Source organism: Marinobacter shunpengi (genome assembly GCF_045449695.1).
Lineage (GTDB): Bacteria > Pseudomonadota > Gammaproteobacteria > Pseudomonadales > Oleiphilaceae > Marinobacter.
Map to the genome: position 1 here is coordinate 20,068 of NZ_JBJJKZ010000014.1, position 23,631 is coordinate 43,698.

Genomic DNA, 23,631 nt, shown 5'->3' on the forward strand with positions numbered 1-23,631 from the left:
GCAAACCGGGGTTCAGTAAGCCCGGATTTCCGCCGCCAACTTGTGGAAGAAGCGCCTATGATCATGAGCGAGAGACGGCAGCCAGGTCCAGCGGCCCAGTTAAAGGAGGCACCCGCCGGCCCCACCATGAAACCGGACGCCGAACAGACCCGGCCCTCGGCTCCCGATGGCCAGACAGACCTTCAACTGGTGCGTAAGGCCCGGCAGGGTGACCGCTCGGCCTTTGACCTGCTGGTGCTCAAGTACCAGTCGCGGGTGGCCTCCATAATAAGCCGTTATATCTATGACTCCCAGGAGGTGCTGGACCTTACCCAGGAAACCTTTGTGAAGGCCTATCGGGCCATCGAGCGTTTCCGGGGCGACAGCGCCTTCTATACCTGGCTTTACCGGATTGCGGTGAATACCGCCAAGAATTTCCTGGAGGCCCGGGGGCGTCGGCCCCAGGGTGTGGCGGATGTCAACGATGCGGAAAGCTTCGAGGATGGCTTCCGCCTGCGGGACGTTGGTTCGCCGGAGGGGTTCCTGCAGCGGGACCAGTTACGGGAGGCGCTGGAAGCGGCCATCGCATCGTTGCCGGAAGAGTTGCGTTCCGCCTTCCTGTTGCGGGAATACGAGGGCCTGTCCTATGAGGACATTGCGCGGATTCTGGAGTGCCCCATCGGAACCGTCCGTTCACGGATCTTCCGGGCGCGGGACGCCATTGACCGCCAGTTGGGCCCGATGCTGGATAATACATGAGTGATGAGAACAGCGAGGTACAGGCAATGGATGATCGGCTAAGAGAAACCTTGTCTGCCATGATGGATGACCAGGCGGATGAGCTGGCGGTGCGTCGGGTGCTGTCCCACCACGACCAGCCGGCCGTGCGGGACCAGTGGCAACGCTGGCAACGCATCCGTGACGTGATCCATGAAACCCCCAGTGGTCATGCCGGCCTGGATGTACGGGACGCGGTGAATGCCAGCCTGGACCGATCGGCCTCGGCTGAATACAGCCACCGTCAGGCGGTACGACGTCGTCATGCACCCTGGCGCTGGTCCGCAGTCGCCATGATAACCTTCGGGGTCGCCATTGGCTTTGGCGCCGGTAGTGGCTGGGACGTCATGTCCGGCACCGGGGGCGATACACTGGTGCCGGTCCAGGCGCAGGTGCCCTCAGCTGCACCGGACTCCGCTGTGCCGCAGGTCACCCTGCAGGGGCTGGATGCCCGCCAGCGTGAACAGGTCAGCCGCTACCTGCTGGAGCACGCGCAGAACAACAGCGTGGTGGCTGGCCAGGGAGCTGTGGGTTACGCCCGCCTGACAAGCATGTCCGGTGCCGGTACGGGGTATTAGGCCTGGTCGGTGCCGGCTCGCCGGCAACATCGTTTAACCGTTCTGTCTGACTGGCAGTTGCACTATTCAGAGGGGAGTGTCTTGAAACTACGCGCCCGGGTTGCAGCGCATACCGCGATCATGATGGTGCTGGCGGTTACCATGCTTGCCGCCTGGCCCGTGCGGGGGGCTGAACAGGAAACCGCGGACGCCTGGCTGTTGAAGCTGGGGCCGGCCCTGAACATGACCACCTACCGGGGGATCTTTGTCTACTCCCGTGGCGATCAGGTCAGTTCCATGATGATTGCCCACCGTTACCGGGATGGCCGGGTGGAGGAGCGCCTGGTACAGCAGGACGGGGCTAATGGCGAGATCCTGCGTCGGGGTAACCAGGTGCTTTGCGTATTACCGGAGCATGGCCGCATCCATCTTGACCAGGTGATTCCTTCCGGCCCCTTCGGCGAGGCGTTCGCCAGCCAGCGGGTGCCGGTGGGGGCCTGGTATCAGCCGGAACTGCTGGGTGACGACCGCATTGCCGGTTATCCCACCGTGGTGATCGGTCTGCAGCCCCGGGACGAGCACCGGTACGGCTACCGCCTGTGGATGGAGAAACACACCGGCCTGTTACTCAAGAGTCATGTGCGCCAGGAAGGGGACGTCCTCGAACACTTCCAGTTCACCATGCTGGAGATCACCAACGAGTTGCCCGATTCGGAGTTCGTGATTGAGTCCGGCGTTGAGGTCCAGGATGTCACTCCGGACCTGCCGATGTCGGACAGGCCCGGCGAAATGGATGGCTGGACCCTGGGCTGGAAGCCGGAGGGGTTCATGCCGGCGGCGGCTCCCCGCACGGACCGGGGCCAGGCGGTGTCGTTTTCCGACGGCCTCGCCACCTTCTCGGTGTTTGTTGAGCCTGCCAGCGGCGTGGACATGCCCCAGGGAGCGTCCCGTGTCGGGGCGACCACAATCTACATGCATTATGCCAATCCGGGCCCGGAGGATGCCCGGGAACGGTTCCTGATCACGGTGGTGGGTGAGATTCCGCCCCGCACGGCGATGCGAGTGGCGCAATCGGTCACTGTGGATGACAGTAACGCCCTGGCGCGAACACTGATGGACTGATGGGGCGAGCATGATTCACGAAACCGGCACGGTGATCTCCGTCAGCGGCAATGAAGCCTGGGTGCAGACCATTCGCGAGAGTGCCTGCCAGTCCTGCAGTGCCCGTCATGGCTGCGGCCAGAAGGCCCTGGCCACCATGAGTGGCGGGCAGTCGCGACAGATCCGTGTGTTCAACACCCTGGACGCCCGCCCTGGCGACCAGGTGACCGTGGCTATCGAGGAGTCGGCGCTGCTCAGGGCCTCGCTGCTGGTTTATGCGGTTCCCCTGGTATTGATGATCGTGGCTACTGGGTTGGCCGGCGCCCTGCTGCCCGGCAGAGACGGGCTGGCAATACTCGCCGCCCTGGTGGGGTTGGGCGGTGGCCTGTGGCTCGCACGATGGGTCTCGCACCGGCACGCCGCTCGCTGGCAGCCGGTCATGGGGAGGGTGATTCCCCTGGAGTCGGGGCACTGACCTGTACAGTTTTTAATTTGAAACGGTTCTACGTCATCACCAGATATTTCGGGTCGCTGAAATGGCATCGAGCGGCAGGATCATCCCGCCGCACGGCATGTTTTCAGGGGCCGGTTGTGTAGAAACGGCAAGTTAAGGGAGCCTCCATGACAAGACAGTTTCAACCTGGCCAGCGCGCCTGGCTGCCATCCGTTTTACTCCTTCTGGTCGCATCGCTACTGACACTGACGGCCCAGTCCGCTGCCGCACGTTCGCTGCCGGATTTTACCGGGCTGGTGGAGGAAAACTCAGCCGCCGTGGTGAACATCAGCACCGTGTCCGAACCGGACCCGAGGCGTCAGCAATCACCGTTCAGCGACCGTGAACTGGAACAGATGCCGGACTTCTTCCAGCGGTTCTTCGGCGGACCACAGTCCCCCTATGGCGGTCCGTCGCAGCCTCGCCGTTCCATGGGTTCCGGTTTCATCGTGTCTGAAGATGGTTATGTGCTCACTAACAACCACGTGGTCGAGGGGGCAGATGAGATCATGGTCCGCCTGAACGACCGGCGGGAGTTGCAGGCGGAGGTGATTGGTACCGATCCGCGTTCGGACATGGCAGTGCTCAAGATCGAGGACGAGGAACCCCTGCCGGTGGTCAAGATTGGCGAATCCTCCGGGCTGAAACCGGGGCAGTGGGTCTTCGCCATCGGCTCACCCTTCGGTTTCGACTACACTGTCACTTCCGGCATTATCAGTGCCATTGGCCGGTCGCTGCCCAGCGAGAATTATGTGCCCTTTATCCAGACAGATGTGGCCATCAACCCGGGCAACTCTGGCGGACCGCTGTTCAACATGGATGGCGAGGTCATTGGTATCAATTCCCAGATCTATACCCGGTCAGGTGGTTTTATGGGCGTGTCCTTCGCCATTCCCATCGATGACGCCATGAACGTGTTCCGCCAGATCCGGGATGAGGGCAGCGTTGCCCGGGGCTGGCTGGGTGTGCTGATCCAGGAGGTGAACCGTGACCTGGCCGAATCGTTCGGGCTCAGCCGTCCGCGGGGTGCGCTGATTGCCGAAGTGATGCCGGATTCGCCGGCCCAGCAGGCCGGCCTGGAGGCCGGGGACATCGTGTTGTCCTATGAAGGTGAATCCATCGAACGCTCATCGGACCTGCCGCCCATGGTCGGTCGAACACCGGTCGGTGACGACGCGGAACTGACAATCCTTCGCCAGGGCGAGCGGCAGACCATTGACGTGGAAATCGGACGCCTGCCGGAAGAGGAGGGTGCCGATGATAGCCGGGGTGAGCCATCAGGCTCTGCCGGTGGTCCCCTGGGCATGCAGGTCGAACCCTTGCCGGACCAATTGGCCAGTCGCCTGGATATCCCCGGTGGGGTGCTGGTGACCGGTGTTGGGCGCGGTCCGGCCTTCCAGGCGGGTATCCGTCGAAATGACGTGATCACCGAACTCAACCGTCAGCCGGTGACCAACCTGGAAACATTCCGCGATGTGGTGAAGGATCTGCCGGACGACCGTGCGGTGTCGGTGCGGATCATTCGCGAGGGTCGTGCAACCTATCTGGTCATGCGTCCCTGATTGCCGGACAGATCCCGGACCAGGATCGGAAAAACCGCCAGCTGTGAAACAGTTGGCGGTTTTTCTGTCTCTGGCGAACTGTTTCGCTGACGGCTTTTCTGATAGCTTTACCTGTTGGCAATAACGACACGAGTGTCCGGTTCCAGGGCATTTACTGGCGTTTTTGTTACATTTTCGCCACACTGGCATATGTATGGAGTTGCTCCGGGACGGGTCTTCCCGGACACTCCGCCGGCTTTACCAGGGACATGGCCAGGGAACGGATCCGGACATGATCAATAAGAAGGACATTGCGCTCAAAGATCTCCTGCGCCCCCAATATTCCCGCATGGCGTGGCTGGTGCTGGTGATTGCCCTTGGCGTGACCGTTGCCCTGTGGGTGCTGTCCATGCGCCTGGTGGAAGACCGCACCGAGAGCCGCTTCAACACCCAGTCCCTCCAGCTCAAAACCGCCATAGAAGACCGCCTGCTCAACTACGAACAGGTACTGGCAGGCAGTGCCGGTCTGCTATCCGTGGCGGGCGAGATCAGCCGCGAGGAATGGCACACCTACATCGACAAGGTCAATATCGACCGTTACTACCCCGGTATCCAGGGTATCGGTGTCACCCGCCGTATTGGCATCAATGAGTTGCGGGGGCATCTGGATGAACTCCATGCCGAGGGGTTTGAGGACTATGTGGTCCGGCCCCGGGGGCTGAGGGAAGAGTTCCACCCCATCGTCTACCTGGAACCCGCCACCGAGCGTAATCGCCGGGCGTTCGGCTATGATGCCTACCAGGATGATATTCACCGGCAGGCCATGGAGCGGGCCCGTGACACCGCCCGTCCGGTAGTCACGGGCAAGGTGGTGCTGGTTCAGGAGGAACTGGCGGAGGACCAGGCGGGGTTCCTGATGTACTACCCGGTCTACCATGGCGGTCAGGTGCCGGCCTCCCTCGGAGAACGTCGTATCCTGCTCAAGGGGTTCGTGTTCAGTGCCTTTCGCACCAACAACCTGCTCGATGGTATTGTCGGCCTGATTGCGCCGTTCCTGGATGTGCGTATCTATGATGGCAGCATAGGGCGGGAAACCCAGATGTATGGCTCCAACCTGGGGTCCCTGGACGAGGATTTCAGCTTCGAGAAGTCCCAGAAGATCGAATATGGCGGGCGTACCTGGGTGATCCAGACCCGTTCGACACCGGCCTTTGATTTCCTGGCGTCTGATCCGCGTCCGGCTATTGTCATGGCGTCGGGCATTATGGTCAGCCTGTTGCTGTTTGCCTTCGCGCTGGCGCTGATACGCTCCCGGTTGCTGGCCCAGATGAGTGCCGGTCGCTACCGGGCCATCACAGAGGGTGCCAGCAACATCACCCTGGTGATGAACCAGCAGGGGCGGCCCACCTACGTCAGTCCGTCCTGCTACACCATCCTGGGTTATGACCCGGAGGAGGCCCGTGGCATACCTTCGGAATCCCGGGTCCACAGCGACGACTGGCCTAGGCTGCAGGCCGGGTTCCGGGCCGCCCTGGAGAAGCCGGGTGAGCAGATGCCGGTCACCCGCGCCCGGGTACGTGACGCCTCCGGTGAGTGGCGTGAGATGGAAGGCTCGTTCACCTCCATGCTGGGGGTGCCGGGAGTGGAAGGCGTGGTGTTGAGTCTGCGTGACCTGACCCAGTTGCGCACCGCCCAGTCCGAGCTGCATCGCCTGGCGTTCTATGATCCACTGACGGGGCTGGCCAATCGCCAGTTGTTCCGGGATCGGCTGGCCCATGTGGTCCGTCGCAGTCGCCGCAGCGATGAGCCGGCGGCACTGATGTTCCTGGACCTGGATGGCTTCAAGCGTATCAACGACACCCTGGGTCACGATTCCGGTGACCAGTTGCTGGAGCACGTGGCCCGGTGGCTGACCGGCTGTGTCCGGGAAGAGGACTCCGTTGCCCGCCTCGGGGGCGATGAATTTGTGGTGCTGCTGTCGAGGATCAGCGGTCCCGACGCCGCCGCCAAGGTGGCGGAGACCATCCTGCGACGCCTGTGTCAGCGCGTGCGCCTGAACGAGCATGACGTGGGAATCACGGTCAGTATCGGGGTCGCGATGATCCCCTACGACAGTGAGGACCCGGGCGTGCTCATGAAGTACGCGGACCTGGCGATGTACCGGGCCAAGGAGCGGGGGCGTAACAACTACCAGTTCTTCACTCCGGCACTGAATCTGCAGGCGGCACGTCGGCTGCTGCAGCAGGAAGAACTCACCAATGCCTTGGATGAGGACCGCTTTGTCCTGCATTACCAGCCCAAGGTCGACCTGGCGGAGCAGCGGGTGGTCGGGGTTGAGGCCTTCCTGCGCTGGCAGCACCCGGAACGGGGGCTGGTGTCCGCCCACCAGTTTATCCGCCTGGCCGAAGAGTCCGGTCTGATTGTCCGCCTGGGCGAAATGGCCCTGCGGCAGGCCTGCATCCAGATCCAGGCCCTGGAGCGGGCGGGCTTTGAGCGGCTGCAGGTGGCGGTAAACCTGTCCGTAAGACAGGTGACCGATCCCGGCTTCCTGGACCTGTTCCGCCGCGTCATCACCGAAACCGGCGTGGTACCGGAACGGCTGGAGCTTGAGTTGCCTGCTTCCCTGCTCAACGAGGACCCCAAGGGGCTGCGGGTGTTGCTGGGGGCGCTCCACGATACCGGCGCCCGGCTTATCCTGGATGACTTCGGCAGCGGTGCCTGCTCCCTGGCGGCCCTGCAGCAGTTACCCCTGGATGCAGTGAAGATCGATGACCGCTTCATTCGGGATATCCCCTACAATGCCAACGCCACCGACGTGGCTTCCGCAGTGATTGCCCTGGCCCACAAGTTGCGACTGACCGTGGTGGCGGAGGGAGTGGAGACCCCGCACCAATTGCAGTTCCTGGAGAAGGCCGGCTGCGCCCAGTGCCAGGGCAACCTGTTCAGCTATCCCCTGGATGAGGATTCCCTGATCAGTTTCCTGGTCAACCAGTATGAAAGGGCATTGATCCCATGACGCGGTTATATCCCATGACTCGGTTATTGCGGGTACTGGTTGGCGGTTCGCTGATGGTAATAAGGCCCCACAACCGGTAAAATCCCGCCTTTGCAATTGTCGGCCCGTGTGCCGGCACCGGCACTGAAATTCTCCACCGGGGCTCCTCCCGCCGGATTTTCGTCCGGGGCCGGGTTCCGGGTGACGACGTCTTCTACGGGTAACCATTTGTCTGTGACTGAACTGAGCCGCATCCGCAACTTCTCGATCATCGCCCACATCGACCATGGCAAGTCCACACTCGCAGACCGCTTTATCCAGGTCTGCGGCGGCCTCACCGACCGTGAAATGGCGGAGCAGGTGCTGGATTCCATGGACCTTGAGCGGGAACGGGGCATTACCATCAAGGCCCAGAGCGTTACCCTGAACTACAAGGCCCGGGACGGGGTGGAGTACAAGCTCAACTTCATCGATACCCCCGGCCATGTGGACTTTTCCTACGAGGTATCCCGATCCCTGTTCGCCTGTGAGGGCGCATTGCTGGTGGTGGATGCCGGGCAGGGCGTGGAGGCCCAGTCCGTGGCCAACTGCTATACAGCCATCGAGCAGGGTCTGGAAGTGGTGCCGGTACTGAACAAGATGGACCTGCCCCAGGCGGAGCCGGACCGGGTATCCCAGGAGATCGAGGACATCATCGGCATCGAGGCCACCGATGCGGTGCGCTGCAGCGCCAAGAGCGGCCTGGGCGTGGAAGACGTGCTGGAAGACCTGATCAAGCGGATTCCGCCGCCCCAGGGTGAGGAGAACGCACCGCTGCAGGCGCTGATCATTGATTCCTGGTTCGACAACTATCTGGGTGTTGTCTCCCTGGTTCGTGTTCGTCAGGGCGTGCTGCGCAAGGGCGATAAGATCCAGATCAAGTCCACCGGCAAGGCGTGGAACGCGGACAAGGTGGGTATCTTCACGCCGAAGCCCACCGAGACCGGCGAGCTGGGCACCGGTGAGGTTGGCTTCGTGGTGGCCGGCATCAAGGATATTCATGGGGCCCCGGTGGGGGACACCATCGTGTCCCACAAGTATGCGGATGACACCCTGCCGGTACCGGGCTTCAAGAAGGTCAAGCCCCAGGTCTACGCCGGCCTGTTCCCGGTCAGCTCAGATGATTACGAGGAATTCCGCGACGCCCTGTCCAAGCTGACGCTCAACGATGCCTCGCTGTTCTTCGAGCCGGAAAACTCCGACGCGCTCGGTTTTGGTTTCCGGTGCGGCTTCCTGGGTATGCTCCATATGGAAATCATCCAGGAGCGGCTGGAGCGAGAATACAATATCGACCTGATCACCACTGCGCCCACCGTGGTTTACGAGGTGGTGACCCGCAATGGCGATACGGTCAGTGTTTCCAATCCGTCCAGCCTGCCCGACATTGGCTCCATTGAGGAAATGCGTGAGCCCATCGTGGAAGCCAGCATCCTGGTGCCCCAGGAGCACCTGGGCAACGTGATTGCCCTGTGCGAGGAAAAGCGCGGTGTGCAGACCAATATGCTGTTCCTGGCGAACCAGGTGCAACTGACCTACGAACTCCCCATGGCGGAAGTGGTGCTCGATTTCTTCGACCGCATCAAATCCGCCAGCCGTGGTTTCGCCTCGCTGGACTACCACTTCAAGCGTTTCCAGGCGGCCAATCTGGTGCGGCTGGACGTGATGATCAACGGCGAACGGGTGGATGCCCTGGCGTTGATCGTCCATCGGGAGCAATCCCATTACCGGGGACGTGCGCTGATCGACAAGATGAAGGAGCTGATTCCCCGGCAGATGTTCGATATTGCCATCCAGGCCGCCATCGGTAACCAGATCGTCGCCCGGGTGACGGTCAAGGCCCTGCGTAAGAACGTAACCGCCAAGTGCTACGGTGGCGACGTCAGTCGTAAGAAGAAGCTGCTCCAGAAGCAGAAGGAAGGCAAGAAGCGCATGAAGCAGCTTGGTAACGTTGAGGTACCCCAGGAAGCCTTCCTGGCGGTGCTGAAAGTGGACAACTAGGGTTCTACTGAATGGACATAAACTTTCCGCTGATCCTGGTCGTACTGACCTTTGCCACCGGCATTATCTGGCTGGGCGACCGGCTGTTCCTCAGGCCGCGTCGGGAAGCCGCCTGGCAGGAGTCCGGTGGTGTGGTGGCCGCCGGCGGAAGCGATGCACCGGAGGGCTCCGCCCCGACCGTGGATGAGGACGAGCAGGCCGGCCCCCCGGAACCCTACCTGGTGGACCTCAGCCGTTCATTCTTCCCGGTACTGGCCATTGTCCTGGTGTTGCGGTCGTTCCTGGTGGAACCCTTCCAGATTCCTTCCGGCTCGATGCTGCCGACCCTGGAGGTGGGGGATTTCATCCTGGTGAACAAGTACGCCTATGGCCTGCGCCTGCCGGTGCTGGGCACCGAGATTGTCGAGATCGGTGATCCTGAGCGGGGTGACATCATGGTGTTCCGTTTCCCGGAAGACGGCAAGACCAACTACATCAAGCGGGTGGTGGGCCTGCCGGGCGACCGCATCCGCTATCGCGACAAGACCCTCACCATCAACGGCGAGGAGGTTCCCACCCGTTTCGTGGCCCACCTGCCGCCGTTTGAAATGCTGGAAGAGCAGCTCGGGGATGTGGAACACAACATCTATCGCAACCTGGGCAGCCGGGGTGGCGCCGGTGAGGGTGAATGGATTGTTCCGGATGGGCACTACTTCATGATGGGAGACAACCGGGATAACAGTAATGACAGCCGTTTTTGGGGTATGGTTCCGGATGAGATGGTGGTTGGCAAGGCATTCCTGATCTGGATGCAGTGGCCATCACTGACCAGCCTGCCTTCATTCGACCGGGTGGGCACCATCGACTGATGGGCGAATGAGTCGCCGTTTTTTATGAGGTACGTGCGTATGAAAACTCCATTCCACCAGCGTGGCGCGTCCACCGTGGGCATCCTGATTGCCGTGCTGTTCTTCGCCAGCTTACTGACCCTGGTGATCAAGTTGGGGCCGGCCTATCTTGATGACTACACTGTGAAGGGGGCCCTGGAGGGTCTCGACGGCGAAGAGGGGCTGTCCGAGATGACGCCCGCCGATGTCCGGCGCCTGGTCACCAAGCGCCTGAGCGTGAACAACGTGGATGGCTTCGATGCCAAGGAAATCAACATCGAAAAGGACGGTGACCTGGTGATCATCAGCCTGGACTACGAGGTTCGCACCCATGTGGTGTCCAATGTGGATGCCGTGATCAACTTCAGTCATTTCTATGAGCTGAGAGGACAGTGATAAACCAACCCGACCTGGACCGATTACAGCGCCGCATTGGTTATACCTTCCACGACCCGGAACTGCTGATGCTGGCGCTGACCCATCGCAGCTTTGGTAACCAGAACAACGAGCGGCTGGAGTTCCTGGGTGACTCGCTGGTCAACATGATCATTGCCGAGCACCTGTATCACCACTTCGAGCGGGCCCGGGAAGGTCAGCTCAGTCGCCTGCGGGCGCGGATGGTGAAAGGGGTGACGCTGGCGGAGATCGGCCGCGAGTTCGAGCTGGGCCAGTACCTGAGGCTCGGGTCGGGGGAAAAGAAAAGCGGCGGTTTCCGGCGGGACTCCATCCTTGCCGATGCGGTGGAATCCATCATCGGGGCCATCTACCTGGACAGCGGTTTCGACACCTGCCGGCAGCAGGTGCTGCACTGGTTCGAAAAACGCCTCCAGCGCCTCGATATCCAGGATACCCAGAAGGACCCCAAGACCCGCCTGCAGGAATACCTTCAGTCCCGGCAGTTCCCGCTGCCGCGCTATGACGTGATATCCGTGGATGGCGAAGCCCACGCCCAGACCTTCCATGTGTCCTGTGCGTTACCGTCCCTGGACCGCCAGACCACCGGCGTGGGCAGCAGCCGGCGGATCGCCGAACAGCAGGCGGCCCGCGCCGCCCTTCAGCAACTGGGCGTGGAGACGAACGAATGACGGATATGACCCGGCCTGATGATCCCGACAGCCGCTGCGGCTTCGTGGCCATCGTCGGCCGCCCCAATGTGGGCAAATCCACGCTGCTGAACCATATCCTGGGCCAGAAACTCAGCATCACCTCACGCAAGCCCCAGACCACCCGGCACCAGATCCTCGGTATCAAGTCTGAGGGGGCGGTACAGGCGATCTATGTGGACACCCCGGGCATGCACGAAGAGGAGCCCCGGGCCCTGAACCGGTATATGAACCGGGCTGCCTCATCGGCACTGAAACATGTGGATGTGGTGGTGTTCGTGGTGGATCGTCACCACTGGACCCCGGCGGATGAGATGGTGCTGCAGAAGCTGACGCACCTGAAATGCCCGGTGATCCTGGCGGTCAACAAGGTGGACCAGGTGGAGAAGCGGGAAACCCTGCTGCCGGTGCTGGAAAAGCTGGCGGCCAAACGGGACTTTGCCGAGATCATTCCTCTGTCCGCCCTGAAGGACCAGAACCTGGAACCACTGGAAGAGGCGGTGGCCCGCTTCCTGCCGCAAAGCGTCCATTTCTATCCGGATGACCAGATCACCGACCGCAGCGAGCGGTTTGTCGCCGCCGAAATGGTGCGGGAGAAGATTACCCGTCAGTTGGGGGCGGAACTGCCGTACTCGGTAGCGGTGGAAATCGAGGAATTCAAGCACGATGGCAAGACCCTGCACATTGCCGCGCTGATCCTGGTGGAGCGGGAAGGGCAGAAGAAGATTGTCATTGGTGACAAGGGCGAGCGTCTGCGCCGGATCGGCCAGGAGGCCCGGGCCGATATGGAACGGATGTTCGACTGCAAGGTGATGCTCCGACTCTGGGTCAAGGTCAAACGCGGCTGGGCCGATAGTGACCGGGCGCTCAAGAGCCTGGGCATGAACGACGGCTGAGGCCGTCATGCAGGTAAGCCAGGAACCCGCCTACGTTCTCCACCGGCGACCCTATCGGGAAACCAGTCTGCTGGTGGATCTGTTCACGCTGAATCATGGCAAGGTGGGCGTTATCGCCCGTGGCGCCAACAGCACCCGCAGTGCCATGAAAGCCCAGTTGCAGCCGTTCCAGCCCCTGCTGGTGGACTGGACCGGTCGATCGGACTTGAAGACCCTGACCCACGCGGACAACCGTCCAGGTGTGCAACTCGGCCATGGCAAGGGGCTCTACAGCGGTTTCTACCTGAACGAACTGCTCCAGAAGCTGCTCTCCCCGTTCGATCCCGCCCAGGACCTGTTCGCCGCCTACCTGGATGCCCTGGAAGCCCTGTCCACCGCCGGTGACCAGGTGGAGCCGGTGCTGCGTCGTTTCGAAATGCGCCTGGCGGAGGGACTGGGATACGGTTTTGACTGGGGGCTTGCCATGGACAGCGGCGAACCGGTGCAGCCCGGCGGTCGCTACTGCTATGATCCCCAGCATGGCATCCTTGCCGGACCAGGGGACCATGCCCGTCTCACGGGGCTGCCTGGCGAGGCATTGCTGAAACTGGCGGCGGGAAACCTGGAGGAGGCGGATGCCCGACGCACCGCCAAGCAGGTGATGCGGGCGCTGACGGATTTCCTGTTACAGGGCAAGCCGCTTAATAGCCGGGCGCTGTTCGCCGGCGGACGTTCCACTGACTATTGAGGGGCATTGATAGATGAAAGATCGCGTATTGCTGGGTGTGAATGTGGACCATGTGGCCACCCTGCGCCAGGCCCGTGGCACCCGTTTCCCGGACCCGGTCCAGGCAGCCATGGTGGCCGAGGAGGCGGGCGCCGATGGCATCACCATCCACCCCCGGGAGGACCGCCGTCACATCCAGGACCGGGATGTGCTGTTGATGCGTCAGACCCTCAATACCCGTATGAACCTGGAAATGGCGGTGACAGACGCCATGCTGGCCTTTGCCGAGAATGTCCGCCCACAGTGTGTCTGCCTGGTGCCGGAGAAGCGCGAGGAACTGACCACTGAGGGGGGGCTGGATGTGGCCGGCAATGAGGATCGGGTCGCCCGGGCCTGCGAACGTCTGGCGAAGATTGGTGCGGAAGTATCGCTGTTTATCGACCCGGACCCCGAACAGATCGACGCGGCGGTGCGCTGCGGCGCCCCGGTGATCGAGTTACACACCGGTGAGTACGCCGAGGCGGATACTCCGGCGGAGCAGTCCCACACCCTGGAGACCCTGAAGCAGGCAGTGGAGTACGCCCGCCGCAAGGGGCTGGTGGTCAACGCCGGCCATGGCCTGAACTACCACAATACCCTGGCGGTGGCGGCCATTCCCGGGATCAATGAGCTGAACATTGGCCATGCGATTATTGCACGGTCTATTTTTACCGGGCTGAAAGATGCTGTTCGGGATATGCGGGTGATTCTGGACCAGGCCCGGGCCTGAGGTTTCTGGAGTCAGGTCGAGGGGTGGGGGTGCCTTTCTTCCGGAAAACGTCAAACTCGCTTCGCTCAGACAACGTTTCCCTGCAGAAAGGCTCCCCCCACCCCTCGGCCCCGGGCAATTGAGCAAGCCTAAAGGGTGACTGCCGAAGGTCGCCCAAGTTCTGGAGGCATAGGGCCAGAAATCACAAACCATCAAACGGGATTCAGATGATCACTGTTGCGGAACAGTGCCAGCCAGTCCGTCTCGTTTCCCCAGATTTCCAGCCGCTCCATGGCCGCCAGCAGGTTGTCGCGCAGGGCCTCCATGTCCTCCGAGCGCCGTTTGATGGCGGTCTCGAACTGTTCCGAGGCGTCCCGCAGTTCCGGCACCCCGCAGTAGCGGGTGGCGCCATGCAGTTTGTGCACGCATTCCAGCACTGCCTCGTAATCCTCCTCTGACCATTTCGCCCTGATGGTCTCCTGGTCCGGCCGGAGCTGCTCCAGCAACATGCTGAACAGCTCTTCCGCCAGATCCGGCTTGCCAGCGGCCAGGCGGATGCTCTCCTCCACATCCACCACCGGTTTCTGGCGGCGACGGGTAGAAGGGCGCAGTGGCCGCCGGGTGTCGCGGAATTCAGCGACACCACGGGTTTCCTCCTCCTCCGGCTGTTCCGGGGGGTGGTAGCCGGTGAAATCGGACAGGGTTTCCATGAGCTGGCTACTGTTGACCGGCTTCGCCAGGTAACCGTCGAAGCCCTGTTGCATCAACCGTTCCTGCTCGTCCGCCAGGGCGTGGGCGGTCAGCGCGATAATGGCGGTGCGGTGATGGTTGTTGTCCAGTCCCCGCAGCCGGGCGGTGGTTTCCACGCCGTCCATACCCGGCATCTGCAGGTCCATGAAGATGGCGTCAAAGCTCTGGTTGCGGGCCTTGCTCAGGGCCTCGAAGCCGCTGGCCGCACCCTCGGCGGCAATGCCGCAATCCTTCAGGAGCGTCAGTACCAGCTTCAGGTTGGCCTCGTTGTCGTCTACCGCCATCACCCTCGGCAGGTTCGAGGCGGCACCACCGGGTGGCGGCAGGGCGCCTTTCGTCCGCTCCCGGGGGCTCCGCTCGTTGCGGGTCTCAATGCCGTGGACCAGCATCAGCAACTCATCATACAGCGGCTCGCGACAGATGGGTTTGATCATGTGGCTGCTGGCCATCCCGGTGAGGATGGTATCGTGGGACTCCAGGGTCGGTGTCAGCAGCAGTGTGCGGCAGTCCCGGTCTACCTCCAGGCTGCGGATCAGTTCCCGGTACTGGCTGGAATTGAGCAGGTGCCGGGTAATTCCCACAATGGCCACGGCGTAGCCGGACTGCTTCTGCTGGGCCTCTTCCACATGCTCCAGCACCTCCACCGGGGAGTTGACCCGGGTAACGTCGATGCCCCAGTCCCGGAGGATGTGTTCCACCGCCAGGCCAGTGGTCTTCTGCTGTTCCAGGTAGATGATCCGTTCGCCGCGCAGGGCATCGTGGGGCAGGGGCGCCTCAGTGCCCGTGGACAGTTCGGTGGTCAGGGTGAACCAGAAGGTGGAGCCCTTGCCCAGTTCGCTCTCCAGGCCGATATTGCCGCCCATTTCCTCCACCAGGCGCTTGGAGATCACCAGCCCGAGGCCGGTGCCGCCGTACTGGCGGGCGGTGGAGGCGTCTGCCTGGCTGAAGGCGTTGAACAGCGACTGCTGCTGTGCACGGGACAGGCCGACGCCGGAGTCGGAAATGCTGATGCGCAGGGTGACCTCGTTGTTCTCCGTGTCTTCCTCTTCCAGGCTGGCCCGCAGCACCACCTCGCCGGTCTGGGTGAACTTGATGGCGTTGTTTACCAGGTTGGTGATCACCTGCTTTACCCGCAACGGGTCGCCCATCATGTTGTTGGGTACATCGGCGTAGACCAGGTGCACCAGGTCCAGGTTCTTGCCATGGGCCGCCGGCGCCAGCATCACCATGACCTCCTCCACGATCTCCCGCAGGTGGAAAGGCACCCGGTCGAGGATCAGCTTGCCGGCCTCGATCTTGGAGAAGTCCAGGATGTCGTTGATGATGGTCAGCAGGATTTCCGAGGACTTGCGGATGGTGTTCAGATGTTCCGCCTGCTGCTTCTGCAGTGGCCCCTTCAGCAGCAACTCGGTAAAACCGATGATGCCGTTCAGCGGCGTGCGGATCTCGTGGGACATGTTGGCCAGGAATTCCGACTTGATGCGGCTGGCTTCCAGGGCGTCCTTGCGGGCGAAATCCAGTTCGATGTTCTGGATCTCAATGGTTTCCAGGGTTTCCCGCAGGTCCTCGGTGGCCTGGTCGATGTTCTGCTGCATCTCCGCCTGGGCCTTGCTCAGCTCTGCCGCCATGTCGTTCAGGCCGGATTCCAGTTGTTCGAACTCCGGACCCGCGCTGGTGTAGACACGGGTATCCAGGTGGCCTTCCTTGAGGCGGGCCACGGCTCGGTTGAGTTCGAACACCGGGTGGGTGAAGGACCGGCTCAGGCGCAGGGCGATGGCCAGGCTGAGCAGCACGCCGGCCACGATCACCAGCAGGGAAATAAACAGTGCCTTCCAGGTTTCCTTCTCGGTGCGCACGTGGGACATTTCCACAGCAGCCCAGCCGATGGGTTCCATATCGTCGGAGGCCGTGGTGGCTCCCGACTCCAGGTCCAGCAGGTTGTCCAGCATCAGGTCCTGCAGGTAGACCGGCGACATGAATACCGTGGTGTCCGAGGCTGTCCAGCGGGCCACCGACGAGCCGTCCGGGAACTGGTCCGGCGTTTTAAAGCTGGTGGCCGGGCCGGTGTGAAGCAGCCGCTCCCGGCGGGCGTTGTAGAAGGTGATGGAGCGCACGTCCTGCTCTTCCAGCAGGGCGTTGGACAGGCTGCTCAACAGGCTGCGGTTGGAGGTGAACATGCCGTACTCGGCAGCCGCGGATAACTGGCGGGACAGGGAATCGCCCCGGTCGTCCAGCAACTGGTTGATGTTCTGCACCCAGCTCCAGGAGAAGAACACCCCTAGCAGGACGGTGGTAACCAGGGTGGGAACCAGCGTTACCACCAGGACTTTTTTGCGAATACCCCAACGACGCATACGTCTGTGCCTACCCCTTGTCCGATCCCTGGTTTATGGTCACCCGCCGCTGCGACCGCCCCACTTTGGCCCCTTTTGAGCGCTCATTTTCGTTACATAGAACCACTATGCGCCTCAAATGACCGTCAAAATGGCCTCAAAGTGGGACGCTCTCGCCAAGCGCGATTTCGCCTGCCGGTCCTTGGCGTTCCCACCCTGAAGTGGCCGGCCGCTTTTTTCTTATAGCCCACGGCAATGGTTATAGCGGGAACCTGTATTGGGCGAGTTGCCTGGTTATGCGTATGATGTGCACCCTGGTGCCCCTGCACGTTAACGAACCAGCCAGGTGGGGCAACAGGACCATCGAAACCGTCCTGACAATCTGTTGAACTTAACAACCTGTTGAACTTAACAACTCAAAACTGTCTCAAAAACGCCTCAAGTGTAACATAAGCGTTTTGAAAAGCTGTGCAGCCCATCTCGACGAGGAGCACCCACGCCATGCATTTCCCCACCATCGAGGACTACGTCGGCCATACCCCGCTGGTCCGGTTGCAGAGACTGCCCGGTGATACCAGCAATGTCATCCTGGCCAAGCTGGAGGGCAATAATCCTGCCGGTTCGGTCAAGGACCGCCCCGCCATCAGCATGATCCAGGAGGCGGAACAGCGGGGGGATATCCGACCGGGGGATACCCTGATCGAGGCCACCAGTGGCAACACCGGTATCGCGCTGGCCATGGCAGCGGCCATCAAGGGGTACCGCATGAAGCTGATCATGCCCGCCAACATGAGCGAGGAACGCCGGGCCTCCATGCGGGCCTATGGTGCCGAGATCATTACCGTATCGAAGGAGGAGGGCATGGAAGGCGCCCGCGACCTGGCGTCCCGCATGCAGGAACAGGGGGAAGGGCTGGTACTCGACCAGTTTGCAAACCAGGACAACCCGCTGTCCCACTACCGGACCACAGGGCCGGAGATCTGGGAACAGACCCAGGGCCATATCACCCACTTCGTCAGCTCCATGGGCACCACCGGCACCATCATGGGCGTGTCCCGGTACCTGAAGGAATGCAACCCGGATATCCGCATCATCGGCCTGCAACCGAAGGAAGGCTCGTCCATCCCCGGTATCCGCCGCTGGCCCGAGGAATACCTGCCGAAGATCTACGATGCCTCACGGGTGGACGAGGTGCTGGATGTCAGCCAGGAGGATGCCGAGAACACCATGCGGGCCCTGGCCCGGGAAGAGGGTATCTTCTGCGGAGTGTCTTCCGGCGGGTCCATCGCGGCCGCCCTCAAGCTGTCGGAGCAGGTTGAAAACGCGGTGATCGTGGCCATTATCTGTGACCGTGGCGACCGCTATCTCTCCACCGGGGTGTTTCCGGGCGCCTGACTGTATTTTCCTACCAGAGACATTGTGTATGAGTCGTAGACGCAGGAAACCCCTGCCCAGGGAACCGCTGCCGTGTGCCATTGAGGCGTTCAGTCACGATGGGCGCGGCATCGCCCGCGAGGAGGGCAAGACCCGATTCGTGGACGGTGCCCTGCCCGGCGAGCGGGTGATGGCGAAGATGATCTCCACCCGCAGCAAGTTTGATGAGCTGCGTACCGAAGAGGTGCTGGAGGCGTCACCGGAGCGGACCGAACCGCCCTGTGATTTCGCCGACCTCTGTGGCGGCTGCAGCCTGCAGCACATGGCGCCGGATGCCCAGATCCGGTTCAAGGAGAACACCCTGCGGGAACACTTTGCCCATTTCGGGGGCATCGAGCCGGAGCAGTGGATCGAGCCCATGCGCTCGCCCTCCCTGGGCTATCGCCGCAAGGCGCGGCTGGGGGTGCGGTTCGTGGTCAAGCGGGATTCGGTGCTGGTGGGTTTCCGGGAGAAGCGCAACAGCTTCCTGGCGGACATCAACCGCTGCGTGGTGCTGGACCCTCGCATCGGTGACCGCATTGACGACCTTCGTGTCCTGCTCTATGGGCTGGAGGCCTACCAGCACATCGCCCAGGTGGAAGTGGCCTGTGGCGACGATGACGCCGCCATGATTTTCCGCAACATGATTCCCCTGAGCGAATCGGATCGCGAGGCGCTGGTGGCATTCGGCAAGGCCCATGACTTGCATATCTACCTGCAGCCGAAGGGGCCGGATACGGTCCACCGGATCTGGCCGGACGGCGGCGAGGAACGGTTGAGCTACCGGCTGCCGGAATTCGACCTGACCATGAGCTTCCATCCCATGGATTTCACCCAGGTCAATGCTGACATCAACCAGCGCATGGTACACCGGGCCATCGAGTGGCTGGATGTGCAGCCTGGCGAGCGGGTGCTGGATCTGTTCTGCGGCCTGGGCAACTTCACCCTGCCACTGGCCCGCAAGGCCGGCCAGGTGGTAGGCGTGGAAGGCGACGATGCCATGGTGGTACGGGGGCGGGAAAATGCTGAACGCAACGGGCTGGACAATGTCACCTTCCACGGCGCCAACCTGCAGGGGGACTTCACCCGTGAGAGCTGGGCCTCGGAGGGCTTTGATCGCATTCTGATTGATCCGCCCCGGTCCGGCGCCCAGGAGATCTGTGAGCACCTGACTGCTTTCGGTGCCCGGAGAATCGTCTATGTTTCCTGCAACCCCGCCACCCTGGCACGGGATGCGGGGGTGATCGTCAGCAAGGGGTATCGCCTGAAGCAGGCGGGTGTGATGGATATGTTCCCCCACACCACCCATGTGGAGTCCATCGCGCTGTTCGAGAGGGACTGACCAGCGGCGGGCTTTTGTTCGGACACAAACGGCAGCAACAGCATGGTAAAAGTACGGGAAGACTACGCGGTTACCGCGGACGGACAGGTGGATATCGAAGGCTGGGTACGCCATATCGCGGCCCAGACCCGCCTGGAGAACCCGGACCAGTTCCGCCGGGCCTGTGAGCTCAGTGCCGAGATCGACCGCCGTGCCGTGCAGGAAGACCGCCTCTGGGCCCCTGGCGCCAGCAGTTTCCGGACTGGCATCGAGATGGCCCAGGTGCTGGTGGAGCTGCACCTGGACCAGGCCAGCCTGGTGGCCGCCATCCTCTACCGGGCGGTCCGGGAGGGTCGTATTGGTCTGGAGGAGATCCAGAAAGAGTTCGGCGACGAAGTGGCCGGCCTGATCGAGGGCGTGGCCCAGATGGCTGCCATTTCCGCTATCCATCACCCCCTCAAGGGCAATGTGCTGGGCCAGACCGAGGGCCAGCTGGACAACGTCCGAAAGATGCTGGTCACCATGATCGACGATGTCCGGGTGGCGCTGATCAAGCTGGCGGAGCGGACCTGCGCCCTGCGGGCGGTGAAGGATACTGCCTACGAGAAACGCATGCGGGTAGCCCGGGAGGTGTTCGACATCTATGCACCGCTGGCGCACCGGCTGGGTATCGGTCACATCAAGTGGGAGCTGGAGGATCTGTCCTTCCGTTATCTGCACGAGACCGCCTACAAGAAGATCGCCAAGCAGCTCGACGAGAAGCGACTGGACCGTGAGGGTTACATCCAGAAAGTACTCCGGGAACTGGGGGACGAATTGCGCCGCTCCGGTATCAACGCTGAGCTGTCGGGCCGGGCCAAGCATATCTACAGCATCTGGCGGAAGATGCGGCGCAAGGGCATCGACTTCTCCCAGGTCTACGACGTCCGCGCCGTGCGCCTGCTGGTGCCTGAAATGCGGGACTGCTACGCCGCCCTGGGCATTGTGCATAGCCTCTGGCGGCATATTCCCAACGAGTTCGACGACTACATCGCCAACCCCAAGGAGAACGGTTACCAGTCGCTCCACACCGCCGTGATCGGGCCCGGGGGCAAGGTTATGGAGGTGCAGATCCGCACCCACAAGATGCACGAGGAAGCGGAACTGGGAGTCTGTGCCCACTGGCTCTATAAGGGCACCGATACCGGCAATCGCTCCACCGGCTACGAGGCCAAGATCAACTGGCTGCGCCAGGTGCTGGAGTGGCAGGAGGATCTGGGTGACCTGTCCGGGCTGGAGGACCACCTCACCGGCGATATCGCCTCGGACCGGGTCTACGTGTTCACCCCAGAGGGCCACGTGGTGGACCTGCCCCAGGGGGCCACACCGGTGGACTTTGCCTACCGGGTGCATACCGAGGTGGGGCATGCCTGCCGGGGTGCCCGGGTCAATGGCCGCATCGTGCCGTTGACCTATCCGTTGCAGACCGGGGACCAGGTGTACATCCTCACCTCCAACAACCAGGCGCCGAGCCGGGACTGGCTCAATCCCAGTCTGGGGTACATCCAGACGCCCCGGGCACGGGCGAAGGTCACCCACTGGTTCAAGCAGCAGGACCGGGGCCGGAACATCGCGGACGGGCGGGCGATCCTGGAGGACGAGTTCAAGCGCCTGTCCATCTACGACCTGGACCTGAACGAACTGGCCCGCAAGGTGAACTACCCGGCGGCGGATGACATGTTCGCCGCCATCGGTGCTGGCGACCTGCGTCCCACCCACGTGGCCAACGTCGGCCAGGAGATGCTGGAACCCCGGGAGAAGCAGCTTGACCTCAAGTTGCTGGGCAGCCGCAACCGCAAGTACGACACCGACTCGGACATCCAGATCCGCGGCGTGGGCAAGCTCAAGACCCAGGTGGCCAAGTGCTGCAAGCCGCTGCCCGGGGACGCCATCGGGGGCTATATCACTGTGGGCCGGGGGGTCACCGTGCACCGTCAGGACTGCCTGACCTTTTTGCACCACAAGGAGTACGAGCCCAACCGGATTATCGAGGTCAGCTGGGGTGGACGGCCCGAGGCCACCTATCCGGTGGATATCGAGATCGAGGCCTATGACCGCTACGGCCTGCTGCGGGACATCACCCAGGTGCTGACCGCGTCCCGGAGCAACGTGCTGTCCCTGAACACCCTGTCCAATGTGGACGATAATACCGCCACCATGCTGGTCACCGTGGAAATTCACAGCCTGGAGCAACTGGCCCGGCTGCTGGCCCAGATCCGCAACCTGCCCAACATCATCGAGGTAAGGCGCAAACGGTCATGAATTACAGCATCGAGGACCTGAAGACCCTGATGGCCCGACTGCGGGACCCGGACACCGGCTGCCCCTGGGACACCAAACAGACCTTCCGCACCATCGTGCCCCACACCCTGGAAGAGGCCCATGAAGTGGCCGACACCATCGAGCGGGAGGACTATGCCCACCTGAAGGAGGAACTGGGGGACCTGTTGTTCCAGGTGATCTTCTATTCGCAACTGGGCCAGGAACAGGATCTGTTCAATTTTGATGCCGTGGTACACACCCTGGTGCGCAAACTGCTGCGCCGGCACCCCCACGTATTCCCCGAAGGCACCCTGGAAAGCCGGGTGGATCCCGACAACCGGCCCACCGATGAATGGATCGCGGCGAGCTGGGAACGGATCAAGGCCGAGGAGCGGGCGGAAAAAGGCGAGACCAGACCCGCGCAACCGGCCAGCCGGCTCGACGACATCCCCGCCTCCCTGCCGGCCCTGACACGGGCGGACAAGCTGCAGCGCCGCGCCTCCCGCCACGGCTTTGACTGGCCGGATATCGAACCGGTGTTCGACAAGCTGCAGGAGGAAATCGCCGAGTTAAAAGTGGCCTGGCAGAACGCTCAGCAGGACCCCGCCGCCCGGGATGAGGTGGAGGATGAGCTGGGCGACCTGATGTTCGTCTGTGTCAACCTGGCGCGGTTCCTGAAGGTTAACCCGGAACAGGCGTTGCGGCGGACCAACCGCAAGTTCGAGGCCCGCTTCCGTGCCATTGAGGGCATACTGCGGGAGCAGGGCAGGGACATGGATGACGAATCCCTGGAGGCCCTCGATGAGATCTGGAACCGCGTCAAGGGTGTGGAGCGCTCGTAAGGCCATGGGCGATCTGATACGCAAAACCCGCAAATAGGTACAAATCTTTACCGATTTCAACGCTTGTATTCTGCACCATTCAACTACACTGCGGGGTAAGGGGAGTTCCCAGGCCAGGGGGCCTGAAACCGGACTCTCCCGCCCTCAGCCACCAATTTGATCGGGCGCAGTCGAAGGCAGGAGTCGAAGCATATGAAGATCCGCGATCTGGTTAGTCATTGGGATAAACACGCCAAGGGTCGTCTGACCCGGGACGCCTATTACGTCAAGCTGGCCGACAGCCACCACGAGGAACTGTCGCGACTTGCTGCCCTCTACCCGATGAAGTCTCCCCAGGACCTGATGCGGGACCTTATTTCCGCCGCCCTTGATGAGCTGGAAACCTCCTTCCCCTACGTGGAAGGCGACAAGGTGGTGGCCTACGACGAAGACGGTTTCGAGATCTACGAGGACGTGGGCCTGACACCCCGGTTCGTGGCCCTGAGCCAGAAGCACATGGAAGATCTCAAGCACCGACAGCTGGTGTCGGTGGCCTGATACCGGCAAGTAGAAGCCGGGGCTCCCCCCAAGGCTCGCTCAGAACAGCCCCTCTCCCTCCGGAGGGAGAGGGGCTACACCTCAAGACCGCTTCAGCTTCTCCTTCAGCGGCGTACTCTCCGCCAGATCATCCAGCGCCGCGGCAATCATGTCGTTGAGGATATCCGCCTCACTGCGGTCCGGGTACATCTCCGCCAGGGCAGCCACCCGTGCCGCGTCTTCCAGCGGCAGTCTCAGATTGTAGTCATGGGTACGGTCGGCGGGTTTCTTTTCTTCCTGCCAGTGCTTGGGAAGGTCGGTTACTTTCATGGAATCTCCTTTTAACCCCTGGTGTG

General features: G+C 62.1%; 20 protein-coding genes. 18 read left to right on the forward strand and 2 right to left on the reverse strand.

Annotated features, from left to right (window positions below):
- Positions 1–126: 126 nt before the first annotated feature.
- From rpoE to pdxJ, 13 genes are all read left to right on the forward strand, one after another.
- A complete protein-coding gene (gene rpoE, locus ACJO2E_RS12180; protein WP_406964181.1) occupies positions 127–738 on the forward strand; it encodes an RNA polymerase sigma factor RpoE in 612 nt (203 codons plus the stop codon).
- Entirely contained in the window at positions 735–1,334 is a 600-nt protein-coding gene (locus ACJO2E_RS12185) for a sigma-E factor negative regulatory protein (protein WP_406964161.1), read from the forward strand. The genes rpoE and ACJO2E_RS12185 overlap by 4 nt, the downstream gene beginning before the upstream one ends.
- A gap of 81 nt (positions 1,335–1,415) precedes the next feature.
- Positions 1,416–2,435 carry a MucB/RseB C-terminal domain-containing protein gene (locus ACJO2E_RS12190; protein ID WP_406964162.1) on the forward strand — a complete coding sequence of 340 codons (1,020 nt, stop codon included), beginning with the start codon at positions 1,416–1,418 and terminating at the stop codon, positions 2,433–2,435.
- 10 nt (positions 2,436–2,445) lie between these two features.
- On the forward strand, positions 2,446–2,889 hold the full coding sequence (locus tag ACJO2E_RS12195; protein WP_406964163.1) for a SoxR reducing system RseC family protein: 444 nt from the start codon (positions 2,446–2,448) through the stop codon (positions 2,887–2,889).
- A 146-nt stretch (positions 2,890–3,035) separates the two neighbouring features.
- Entirely contained in the window at positions 3,036–4,469 is a 1,434-nt protein-coding gene (locus ACJO2E_RS12200; RefSeq protein WP_406964164.1) for a DegQ family serine endoprotease, read from the forward strand.
- A gap of 271 nt (positions 4,470–4,740) precedes the next feature.
- A complete protein-coding gene (locus tag ACJO2E_RS12205; RefSeq protein ID WP_406964165.1) occupies positions 4,741–7,464 on the forward strand; it encodes a bifunctional diguanylate cyclase/phosphodiesterase in 2,724 nt (907 codons plus the stop codon).
- 213 nt (positions 7,465–7,677) lie between these two features.
- Positions 7,678–9,480 (forward strand): translation elongation factor 4, encoded by a 1,803-nt coding sequence (gene lepA, locus ACJO2E_RS12210; RefSeq protein ID WP_406964166.1) that lies wholly within the window; start codon positions 7,678–7,680, stop codon positions 9,478–9,480.
- An 11-nt stretch (positions 9,481–9,491) separates the two neighbouring features.
- Positions 9,492–10,328, forward strand: coding sequence for a signal peptidase I (gene lepB, locus ACJO2E_RS12215; protein WP_406964167.1), 837 nt, complete (start codon positions 9,492–9,494; stop codon positions 10,326–10,328).
- A gap of 39 nt (positions 10,329–10,367) precedes the next feature.
- Complete coding sequence (locus tag ACJO2E_RS12220) at positions 10,368–10,742, forward strand: DUF4845 domain-containing protein (RefSeq protein ID WP_406964168.1); 375 nt, start codon at positions 10,368–10,370, stop codon at positions 10,740–10,742.
- Complete coding sequence (gene rnc, locus ACJO2E_RS12225) at positions 10,739–11,431, forward strand: ribonuclease III (protein ID WP_406964169.1); 693 nt, start codon at positions 10,739–10,741, stop codon at positions 11,429–11,431. Before ACJO2E_RS12220 ends, rnc begins: the two co-directional genes overlap by 4 nt.
- On the forward strand, positions 11,428–12,345 hold the full coding sequence (gene era, locus ACJO2E_RS12230; protein WP_406964170.1) for a GTPase Era: 918 nt from the start codon (positions 11,428–11,430) through the stop codon (positions 12,343–12,345). Before rnc ends, era begins: the two co-directional genes overlap by 4 nt.
- A gap of 7 nt (positions 12,346–12,352) precedes the next feature.
- Complete coding sequence (recO, locus tag ACJO2E_RS12235) at positions 12,353–13,072, forward strand: DNA repair protein RecO (protein ID WP_406964171.1); 720 nt, start codon at positions 12,353–12,355, stop codon at positions 13,070–13,072.
- A gap of 13 nt (positions 13,073–13,085) precedes the next feature.
- Positions 13,086–13,820 (forward strand): pyridoxine 5'-phosphate synthase, encoded by a 735-nt coding sequence (gene pdxJ / locus ACJO2E_RS12240; protein ID WP_406964172.1) that lies wholly within the window; start codon positions 13,086–13,088, stop codon positions 13,818–13,820.
- 191 nt (positions 13,821–14,011) lie between these two features.
- Here the strand turns inward: pdxJ and ACJO2E_RS12245 are convergent, their stop codons facing one another.
- Positions 14,012–16,903, reverse strand: a complete 2,892-nt coding sequence (locus ACJO2E_RS12245; protein ID WP_406964173.1) for an ATP-binding protein — start codon at positions 16,901–16,903, stop codon at positions 14,012–14,014.
- Positions 16,904–17,383: 480 nt separating this feature from the next.
- On the opposite strand from ACJO2E_RS12245, the gene cysM reads away from it, so the two are divergent.
- From cysM to ACJO2E_RS12270, 5 genes are all read left to right on the forward strand, one after another.
- A complete protein-coding gene (cysM, locus tag ACJO2E_RS12250) occupies positions 17,384–18,277 on the forward strand; it encodes a cysteine synthase CysM (protein ID WP_406964174.1) in 894 nt (297 codons plus the stop codon).
- Positions 18,278–18,305: 28 nt separating this feature from the next.
- Entirely contained in the window at positions 18,306–19,637 is a 1,332-nt protein-coding gene (gene rlmD, locus ACJO2E_RS12255) for a 23S rRNA (uracil(1939)-C(5))-methyltransferase RlmD (RefSeq protein WP_406964175.1), read from the forward strand.
- A 42-nt stretch (positions 19,638–19,679) separates the two neighbouring features.
- Complete coding sequence (gene relA, locus ACJO2E_RS12260) at positions 19,680–21,917, forward strand: GTP diphosphokinase (protein ID WP_406964176.1); 2,238 nt, start codon at positions 19,680–19,682, stop codon at positions 21,915–21,917.
- Complete coding sequence (mazG, locus tag ACJO2E_RS12265; RefSeq protein ID WP_406964177.1) at positions 21,914–22,759, forward strand: nucleoside triphosphate pyrophosphohydrolase; 846 nt, start codon at positions 21,914–21,916, stop codon at positions 22,757–22,759. The genes relA and mazG overlap by 4 nt, the downstream gene beginning before the upstream one ends.
- Before the next feature lie 192 nt (positions 22,760–22,951).
- Entirely contained in the window at positions 22,952–23,296 is a 345-nt protein-coding gene (locus ACJO2E_RS12270) for a pilin assembly protein (RefSeq protein ID WP_328185410.1), read from the forward strand.
- A gap of 81 nt (positions 23,297–23,377) precedes the next feature.
- On the opposite strand, the gene ACJO2E_RS12275 is transcribed toward ACJO2E_RS12270, so the two are convergent.
- The gene (locus ACJO2E_RS12275) at positions 23,378–23,605 is read right to left on the reverse strand and encodes a hypothetical protein (protein ID WP_406964178.1); all 228 of its coding nucleotides are present in this window, start codon (positions 23,603–23,605) and stop codon (positions 23,378–23,380) included.
- Between the last annotated feature and the right edge of the window lie 26 nt (positions 23,606–23,631).